The sequence below is a fragment of the Micromonospora craterilacus genome, from assembly GCF_003236315.1.
Taxonomy (GTDB): Bacteria; Actinomycetota; Actinomycetes; order Mycobacteriales; family Micromonosporaceae; genus Micromonospora; species Micromonospora craterilacus.
This window is the reverse complement of record NZ_POTY01000282.1, coordinates 1-8,156: the sequence shown is the minus strand read 5'-3', so window position 1 is coordinate 8,156 and position 8,156 is coordinate 1. Positions and strand designations below refer to the sequence as shown.

Below are 8,156 nucleotides of genomic sequence, written 5' to 3'. Positions count from 1 at the left end.
GTGGGTGGGTGTCGCCCGCCGGGCGGGCGACGATGCCGGCTGACCGACTGGTCAGCCGGCGCCCGGCAGGCCGCCGTTCCCGGTGGTCGGTGTCGGGCCGGGCGTGGCCGGGCCACGAGGGGCCGGGACGCCGCTCGTTGTCGGGCCGCCAGATGTCGGGGCGCCGGGTGCCGGGTCGGTGTCCCCGCCGGCGCGGGGGCGGCGCAGCAGGAGTACGACGAGCACCGCGACGAGCAGCAGCACCACCGCGCCGGCGGCGATGAGCAACCAGGGGATGCCGCCGCCGGCGTCCTGCTCGTCGGTCGCGGTGGACGGCCGGGGCGGTGCCTCGGCGACGGCGCGCAGTTCGGCGGGCTTCTGTTCGTTGGGGTTGACCCGCCAGGTCACCGTCCGGTCATTGACCTGACCGCCCGCGCTGACGTCCAGCACACGGCCGGGGAAGGTGACGGTGATCTCGAACGACATCAACAACATGAATCGGGCTTGATTCTGTGGATCCTGCTCGGCCACTTTTCCGCCGTACTTCTTCGGATCCAGCGGAAGGGTGAACACGTAGCGGTCGCCCTCGCGAACGATACTCAGGCTTTCGCTGTCGAATTGGTCGAGGGGCACATTTCGGTAGTTGATCTGGGAACCGAAGTGCGTCGCGTCCTCGTACCGGGTCTCCGGGCCGGCCGGGAGCGCCGGAATGTTCTGCCGAAGCTCCGCGAAGCCGGCCTCGACCGGCCTGTTGTTCAAGGTCAGCACCTTGCGCTCGGCGGTCAGCAGGAGCTGGCCGCTGACCGTGTCGTCGGCGTTGACGGTCAGGCCGGCGTTGAGTTGCATGCAGCCGGAAAGGACCGCCAGCAGGACGAGACACGCCGCGCCGCGGAGCATCTTGGATCGCCCGGGTCCCGTATTCATGGGCCCAGTGTGTGCGCTCGTCGTCGGAGCCATCAGTCAGCGATCAGTCACAAGCAAGTCGCCGATCTTACCGGTCACCAGTCACATTCGGCCGAGGTCACGAACCGTCGGAATAGTTATCCTGAAAGGTTGACCACCATTGGCCGAAGGCAGCCGCCTTCACGCCGCGCCGACCCGCGGAAAGGCTGCCCGGCATGCTGCCGATTTCCGGCGTGCCGCTGGTGGCCGGCAGGGGGCGGTCAGGTCGCCCGCGGCGGGTGCCAGTCGGCGTAGCGGGCCATGCTGCGCAGCGCCATCCGGCCCGGCGTCAGCCGCACCATCGTGTCGCGTACTGCGATCGCCGCCGGGTTGCGCAGCTGCTGCCCGAAGCGGGCCATGCGGGCCGCCGCGCGGGCGACGGCCTGGCTGCGGGATCGCCGGGCCCGGTCGTACGCGCGTAGCGCCGCCGGGATGTCGGCGTCCGGACCGGCGACCGCGCCCAGCGTGACCGCGTCCTCGATCGCCTGGCAGCCGCCCTGCCCGAGGTTGGGCATCATGGCGTGCGCCGCGTCGCCGAGCAGCGCCACCCGGCCCCGCGCGTAGCTGGGCAGGGGCGTGGCCAGGTGGTAGAGGTCGTTGCGGAGCACGGCGTCGGGGGGAGTGGCGGCGAGCAGGGCTGGGACGGGTTCGTGCCAGTCGCCGAAGCGTTCGCGCGCCGCGGCCAGTTCGTCGGGTGCGCGTTCGCCGGGCGGCGCGCTGACCGCCGCGTACCAGTAGACCTGGCCGCCGCCGAGCGGGACCATGCCGAACTCGGCGCCCGGCCCCCAGCTGACCGCCGCCAGCATCGGTCCGCCGTACGGGATCGCCGCCCGCCAGGCGGTCGAGCCGCCGTACGCCGGTGGTGGGATGTGCGGCCAGAGCCGGGTACGCAGCGTGCTGCGCAGCCCGTCGGCGCCGACCACGAGGTCCGCGCGCAGTTCGGCCGGTGCGCCGTCGCGCAGGTAGTGGACCACGCCGGTGTCCGGGTCCGCGTCCTGCACGGCGCAGCCGGTCCGGAGCGCCTCCGCCGGCAGCGCCTCACGCAGCATCCGGTGCAGGGCGGTTCGGTGCACGCCGAGTGCGCTGGTGCCCAGCAGGCGGTGCATCTCCTCGGCGTCCACCTGGGACAGCCAACGCCCGTCCCAGGTGCGCAACCCGCCGGCGGCCCCGTCGTGCCCCAGCCGACGCGCAGCAGTGCCGAGCCCGAGCGCGTCCAGGCCGCGCACGGCGTTCGCCATCAGGGTGATCCCGGCGCCGACCTCGCGTGGCTCGGGGGCGCGCTCCAGCACGGTGACCCGCCAGCCGCGGCGGTGCAGCGCGAGGGCGGCAGCCAGGCCGCCGATGCCCGCCCCGGCCACCACCGCGTGTCGCTCCACCACGACCACCCACCTTCTACGTCTGTAGAAACGCATACTACATCGGTAGAAGCGTCGCGGGGAGGGTGCGTTGACCGGACGTGCGAATCGGGTGGCGGTGTTGGCCGACGCGGCCATCGCGCTGCTGGCCGAGAGCGGGATGCGGGGGCTGACCCACCGGGCGGTGGAGGCCCGGGCCGGGATGCCGCCCGGCACCACCTCGGCCTACCTGCGTACCCGGCAGGCGCTCATCGAGGCGGTCGTGCAGCGGCTGGCCGACCTGGACCGGGCCGATCTCGGCGGCCACGAGTTGCCTGCCGGGCCGCCGCCCACGACACCCGGCCCGCCGCTGTCCCCGGCCGACCTGGACCAGCTCGCCGCCGGCATCGCCGGGGTACTGGACCACTGGCTCTCGGCCGGCCGGGACCGCACCCTGGCCCGGTACGCGTGCCTGCTGGAGGCGGTCCACCGGCCGCAGCTGCGGACGATCCTCCAGCACGGTGCGGTACTGCGAGCACAGGCCGAGGATCTGCTCGCCCGGGCCGGCGCCCCGGACCCCCGTCGGCAGGGGCAGCAGTTCGTCGCGTACGTCGACGGGCTGCTGTTCGACCGACTGGTCGGCGCCGGCGCGCTCAGCGCACCGCCGCCCGGCACCCCGGCCAGCCGCGCCGACCTGACCGCCGCCGTCCGCGACCTGCTGCGCGCACTCACCACCTGACCGCCGCCTGGGCGGCCCGACCGCGCTGCGCCGAGCCGGTGCCCGGCGGTGTCGACCGGGTGGCGGCGGTGGTCAGGCGCTGTCGCGGCGGACCAGGGCCGACGGGAAGAGGGTCCGCGTCGGTACCGGACGCTTCTCCAGCACCACGGTCGCCGCCGCGGTGGCGATCGCCCGCACCGGATGGCTCGCCGTGGTCAGCGCCGGGGCGGTCACCGATGCCAGCGGGATGTCGTCGAAACCGGTCACCGCGATGTCGCCGGGCACCTGGACGCCGTCGGCGCGGAGCCGGCCGATCACCCCCAGCGCGGTGGCGTCGCTGATCCCGACGATTGCGTCGGTGTCCGGCCAGCGCCGCAGCACCTCGCGGGCGGCGGCGCGACCCCGGGCCGCGCTGAAGTCGCCCACCACTTCGCGGGTCGGGAGGCCGGCGTCGCGCAGCAGCCCGCGGTACGCCTCCACGGAGCGGTGCGAGCAGGTCAGCCACGGCGGACCGGTCACCATCGCGATCCGCCGGCGCCCGGAGGCGTACAGGTGGCGGACGATCGCGTCGGTGCCGCCGCCGTTGTCGATGTCCACCGACGGCACCGCGGCCGAGCCGATCCCGATCGACACGGTCCGGCCGCGTAGCCGTGGCGGCACCAGGTCGAGCAGCGGCGTGATGGTGTTCACCAGGATCAGACCGGCCACTCCCCGGTCGTCGGTCAACTCGGTCAGCCGTCGCGGCGTGTCCAGCGGCACCCACTGGACCGCGACCCCCAGGCCGTGCGGGGCGCAGACCCGCGCCGCGCCGCTCACCACCTGGTCGACGTAGTTGTCGTCGAGGACGGCCGAGCTGGTGCCCGCCACCGCCACCAGCAGCCGTACGCCGCCGCCGCGCACCAGCGCCCGAGCCGCCGCGTTGGGCCGGTAACCGAGCAGGTCAACGGCGGTACGCACGCGCTCCCGCGCGATCGGGGAGGCGAACCCGGTGCCCGCGATGACCCGCGACGCCGTCGACCGGGACACCCCGGCGGTGCGGGCGACATCGTCCAGGGTGGCCGGCCGGCGTGCCGTCGTCATGTTGCTCTCCCGTTGCCTGTCGCCCGCCTCGGACCTGCGGGCGCCCATTCATCATGCCCGCCGCGAGCCCCTTCGGTAAGGACCGGCGGCGGATTGTGGTGGCAGCGCTCCCAGGTGTGTGATCGTGTCGAGTAACGCCCGAGGAGAGGACCGGACCGTACGTGGACCCCGCCGCCACCACCCCTGTCACACCGTCGCCCAGCCCCGGGCCGTCCCGTGCGGTGCTGGCCGCCCGCAACGGCGTGGCGGTAGTATTCGCACTCAACGGGCTGGCCGTGGCCACCTGGTTCTCCCGGGTGCCGGCGATCCGCGACGGGCTCGACCTCAGCCCCGGCCGCCTCGGCCTGCTCCTGCTCGCCATGTCCATCGGCGCGATCGTCGCCATGCCCACCGCCGGCCTGGTCACCCAGCGCCTCGGCGCGGCCCGCGCGGTGGTGCTGGCCACCCTGCTCGTCGCCCTCGGGTTGACCGTCGCCGGGGTGTCGGCCGGCGTGGCCGGTTCGCTGCCCGGCGTGGCGTTGGGTCTGTTCGCCCTCGGCTACGGCTCGGGCAGCTGTGACGTCGCGATGAACATCGAGGGCGCGGCCGTCGAGCGCCGACTGGGCTGGACCGTGATGCCCCGGTTCCACGCCGCGTGGAGTCTCGGCTCGGTGGCCGGCGCGGGCCTCGGCGCGGTCGCCGCCCGGCTGGGCCTGCCGGTCGCCGTGCACCTCAGCGTGCTGGCCGCGCTGGTGCTCGGCGGCACCCTGCTCGGGGCGCGGGCGTTCCTGCCGGCCGAGCCCGACGCCGCGGCCGGCACCCCGGCCGGCCGCCGCAGGCGGCTGCTCGCCGCCTGGCGGGAGCCGCGCACCCTGCTCATCGGCCTGCTGGTGCTGGCGGCGGCGTTCGCCGAGGGCAGCGCCAACGACTGGCTCGCGGTGGCCTTCATCGACGGGTACGGCTTCAGCGAGGCGGCCGGCGCCGCGGTCTTCGGTGTCTTCGTGGTCGGCATGACGCTGGGCCGCACCCTCGGCACGGTGGCCCTCGACCGGTGGGGGCGGGGGCCGGTGCTGACCACGACCATCCTGCTCGCCGTCGTCGGCGCCGGCCTGGCGGTGCTCGCCGGCTCCGGCCCGGTCGCGGTGGTCGGCGTCGTGCTGTGGGGTGTCGGTGCCTCGCTCGGCTTCCCGGTGGGCATGAGCGCCGCCGCCGACGAGGAGGAGCACGCCCACGTCCGGGTCAGCGTGGTCGCGGTGATCGGCTACACCGCGTTCCTCGCCGGGCCGCCGCTGCTCGGCCTGCTCGGCGACCACGTCGGCACGCTGCGGGCGCTGCTGGTCGTGCCGCTGCTCCTGCTGCCGACGCTGCTGCTGGTGCCGGCGGCTCGCCCGCCCGCCTCCGGCCGCACGGGGGAGCCGGAGCGGGTGGGCTCAACGCCCCCACACGCGTAGCGGACCGACGGCCCGGAAGCCGCAGCGGCGGGCGATGGTGAGGTCGGTGCCCTGCTCGTAGCCGACAAGGTGCCGACCGGCACCCGCCGCACACACCCCGGCCCAGACCCGCTCGGGTGACCCCCCGCGGGCGAAGACGTTGCTGACACCCACCACCTCGCCGCCGTCGTGCAGTACCGCCCCGCCCACCCACCAGCCGTTGCCGTCGGGCAGGCCGAGGATCCGCACCCGGGGCTCGGCCAGCAGGGCCGGGCGGAACACCGGCCCGCCGCCGTGGGCCTCGGCCCAGGCGGTCAGTTCCTCGGCGGTGGTGATCGCGACGAGCCCGGGCCCGGTGTCCGCGCCGCCCGGCGGCCGGTGGATCCACTCGGCGTCGAACAGCACCCGGAAGCCGTCCTCGGCGAGATCCAGGTCGGCGTAGCTGTCCTTCACCGAGGCCCCGGGGCCGGCGTCGATCCGCCCGAGCAGCTCGGCTCCGACACCGGGCCGCAGGGTCACCGCGTCCGGGTACCACGGCGGGGACCGGCGCGGCACCGACCAGGCGTCGGCGTCGACCGACCCAGGCTGGCCGTGGCTGCGGCAGACCAGGTCGCACCAGGCGGCGTTGTCCCGCACCGCAGAGTCGATCATCGGGGCAGGCTACCGCCCAGGGCGCTGCCACCGGGTTCACAGGGACCTGCCAGGTGACGGTGCTGCACTGGGAGCTACGCCGAGGAGAGGAGCCGGGCATGGGCTGGTTCAGCCGGCGGCCACGAGCCGCGCAGGGCACCCCGACGAAACTCGACCGCGAGGCGACCCCCGAGGACCTCGCCTCGCTGGTGCAGTTCGCCACCAGCCGGCAGGGCGTGGAGTTCTACCTCGAACCGGAGACCACCGCCACCGACACCACGGTGGTGGCCATCGCGTACGACGGCGAGTGGATCCGCCGCCGCACCGGCACGCCCCGGGCTGCCGGCACCATCGCCCGCAAGCACGCCATCCCGCTGTACGAGGCGGCCAAGGTCGGATATCCGGAGCGGATGCGAGCCTGGAACCGGGCCCACCCGGAACGTCGCGCCCGCTGAGCCGACTCGATGGGCCGGCTCAGCCGTCGAGCGCCGCGCGGGCCTCGGCGAGAGTCAGCGGCGGGCTGTGGCTGGAGACGTACCAGCCGATCTCGTCGTCCAGCAGCCGCCCGACCAGCGCCAGGTCCGGCTCGTCGGTGGGCGTACGCAGGTGCAGCGGCGGGGGGTACCAGCTGTCACCGAGCAGCATGACGCCCGAGTCGGGCACCACCACCACGGTCGAGTCCGGGGCGTGCCGGCCGCCGACGTGGCGTACCCGCACGCCGGTGGGCAGCTCCAGCTCGTCGGTGAAGATCCAGGTGGGCGGCAGCACCGTCAGCTCGTCCCACGAGTCCACGGCGAGGGCGCGGGCCCGGAAGCTCGGCCCGAGCCGCCGGTTACGCAGCACCTCCGCGCGCAGGTAGGGGATGCTCCACGGCCGCGCCGCCTCGGCGCGCAGCAGCTCCGCGCCGGTGACGTGGCCCACGATCTCCACGCCCGGCCAGGCGCAGGCGCCCCAGACGTGGTCCCAGTGGTGGTGGGTGTAGACCAGCCACCGGGGGGCCGGCAGGTCGATGGCGTGCAACGCCGCCTGGATCTCGCGGGCGTGCGACGGGCTCTGCCCGGCGTCGACCAGGATGCTGCCGCGCTCGTCGGCGATCAGCGCGACGCCGGCCTGGACCAGCTCCGGGTCGTCGTCGCCGGGGCAGAGCCAGACCCGCCCGGCGAGGTGGTGGAACTCGACCATCCCGCACCTCAATCCATTGTCGACCTGCCGCGTCGTCCCGCTCACCGTAGCGGCGGCGGGCTGCGTCGTGTGTCCCCTGTCGCGTTGACCGGCTGCCGGAGGTTGTGGCAGCATTCGCGGCCTGACGGCAGTGAAGGAAGCCGGTGTGAATCCGGCGCGGTCCCGCCACTGTCACCGGGGAGCGATCCCCCCTCGCGAGTCACGACCACCGTGGGTGGTTGGAAGGCCGGGGGTGAGCGTCGATCCGGAAGCCAGGATACTTCGGCCGTCGGGAGTTGCACCCCAGGGCGTGGACACCCGAGGAGGACCCGATGAGGCTTGGCCTCTTCCGCATCGATGCCGATCGCCGTATGCGATCCGTTCCGGCACCCGCGAATCCGTTGCAGGCCGTACCGCTGTCGCGGTGACCTGACCCGGCGTCGACGGCGCACGCCGCCCATCGGCCGCCGGCCCGTCGCCCCCGCTCACCTCCGCGACCATTCCGCCGCCCGCGCGCCCACCCCGCGCGGCGGGCGTCACCCTCCGGAGTTGCCTGTGCGCATCCTGCTGTTGTCCACCGCCGACACCGATCTGCTGGCCGCCCGCGCCAGCGACGCCGACTACCGGCTCGCCAACCCGGCCCGGATCGGCCCCGCCGAGCTGCCCGGGCTGCTCTACGGCGCCGACCTCGCCGTGGTACGCCTGCTCGGTGGCCGGCAGGCGTGGCCGGACGGCCTGGCCGCGGTGCTCGCCTCCGGCGTACCCACGGTCGTGCTCGGCGGCGAGGCGGTGCCCGACGCGGAGCTGATGGCCGCCTCCACGGTGCCGTCCGCGGTGGCCGCCCAGACGCTGTCCTACCTGGTCGAGGGCGGGCCGGAGAACCTCACCGAGCTGGCCCGGTTC

Annotated in this window: 9 protein-coding genes and 1 riboswitch; of the genes, 4 read left to right on the top strand and 5 right to left on the bottom strand. The window is 74.7% G+C overall.

Annotation, left to right across the window (positions count from 1 at the left end; genetic code table 11):
* Positions 1-51: 51 nt before the first annotated feature.
* Together C1I95_RS29585 and C1I95_RS29580 are read right to left on the bottom strand one after the other, a co-directional pair.
* Positions 52-903, bottom strand: coding sequence for an LppM family (lipo)protein (locus C1I95_RS29585; RefSeq protein ID WP_233513967.1), 852 nt, complete (start codon positions 901-903; stop codon positions 52-54).
* Positions 904-1,142: 239 nt separating this feature from the next.
* Positions 1,143-2,300 (bottom strand): FAD-dependent monooxygenase, encoded by a 1,158-nt coding sequence (locus C1I95_RS29580; RefSeq protein ID WP_199523966.1) that lies wholly within the window; start codon positions 2,298-2,300, stop codon positions 1,143-1,145.
* 67 nt (positions 2,301-2,367) lie between these two features.
* Between C1I95_RS29580 and C1I95_RS29575 the strand changes: the two genes are divergently transcribed.
* Positions 2,368-2,994, top strand: a complete 627-nt coding sequence (locus tag C1I95_RS29575) for a TetR/AcrR family transcriptional regulator (RefSeq protein WP_199523965.1) — start codon at positions 2,368-2,370, stop codon at positions 2,992-2,994.
* Between the two features lie 72 nt (positions 2,995-3,066).
* On the opposite strand, the gene C1I95_RS29570 is transcribed toward C1I95_RS29575, so the two are convergent.
* Complete coding sequence (locus C1I95_RS29570; protein ID WP_111218793.1) at positions 3,067-4,053, bottom strand: LacI family DNA-binding transcriptional regulator; 987 nt, start codon at positions 4,051-4,053, stop codon at positions 3,067-3,069.
* A 161-nt stretch (positions 4,054-4,214) separates the two neighbouring features.
* On the opposite strand from C1I95_RS29570, the gene C1I95_RS29565 reads away from it, so the two are divergent.
* On the top strand, positions 4,215-5,483 hold the full coding sequence (locus tag C1I95_RS29565) for an MFS transporter (RefSeq protein ID WP_111218787.1): 1,269 nt from the start codon (positions 4,215-4,217) through the stop codon (positions 5,481-5,483).
* On the opposite strand, the gene C1I95_RS35445 is transcribed toward C1I95_RS29565, so the two are convergent.
* Positions 5,463-6,113 carry a hypothetical protein gene (locus tag C1I95_RS35445; RefSeq protein WP_158566496.1) on the bottom strand — a complete coding sequence of 217 codons (651 nt, stop codon included), beginning with the start codon at positions 6,111-6,113 and terminating at the stop codon, positions 5,463-5,465. The genes C1I95_RS29565 and C1I95_RS35445 overlap by 21 nt on opposite strands.
* A 98-nt stretch (positions 6,114-6,211) precedes the next feature.
* Between C1I95_RS35445 and C1I95_RS29555 the strand changes: the two genes are divergently transcribed.
* Positions 6,212-6,547, top strand: a complete 336-nt coding sequence (locus tag C1I95_RS29555) for a hypothetical protein (RefSeq protein ID WP_111218785.1) — start codon at positions 6,212-6,214, stop codon at positions 6,545-6,547.
* Between the two features lie 19 nt (positions 6,548-6,566).
* Here the strand turns inward: C1I95_RS29555 and C1I95_RS29550 are convergent, their stop codons facing one another.
* Entirely contained in the window at positions 6,567-7,274 is a 708-nt protein-coding gene (locus tag C1I95_RS29550) for an MBL fold metallo-hydrolase (RefSeq protein WP_111218783.1), read from the bottom strand.
* A gap of 82 nt (positions 7,275-7,356) precedes the next feature.
* A riboswitch (cobalamin riboswitch) is annotated at positions 7,357-7,558 on the top strand.
* A 250-nt stretch (positions 7,559-7,808) separates the two neighbouring features.
* Between C1I95_RS29550 and C1I95_RS29545 the strand changes: the two genes are divergently transcribed.
* On the top strand, positions 7,809-8,156 hold a 348-nt coding region (locus tag C1I95_RS29545; protein WP_146605896.1), incomplete at its 3' end, for a hypothetical protein.